Origin of the sequence: Eubacterium sp. AF34-35BH, from assembly GCF_003477765.1 — a bacterium.
Taxonomy (GTDB): domain Bacteria; phylum Bacillota; class Clostridia; order Lachnospirales; family Lachnospiraceae; genus Eubacterium_G.
In genome coordinates, this window is the sequence record NZ_QUDZ01000021.1 from 414 (window position 1) to 651 (window position 238).

General features: G+C 48.3%; 1 tRNA gene. It reads left to right on the forward strand.

From position 1 onward, the window contains the following. Positions 1–61 precede the first annotated feature (61 nt). A tRNA-Ile gene (locus DWZ69_RS11935) sits at positions 62–135 on the forward strand. Positions 136–238: the final 103 nt, after the last annotated feature.

Sequence of the window (238 nt, forward strand, 5' to 3'; positions counted from 1 at the left end):
AGCAGCTGATTTGTAATCAGCAGGTTAACGGTTCGAGTCCGTTCATCGGCTTTAAAGAAATGGACCTGTAGCTCAGTTGGTTAGAGCAACCGGCTCATAACCGGTCGGTCCTGGGTTCGAGTCCCCGCAGGTCCACTAAAAGAAGAAAAACTTAAAGAACCAGCAGATAGTAATATCAAAGAAAAGGGATCTTAGCTCAGCTGGGAGAGCATCTGCCTTACAAGCAGGGGGTCACAGG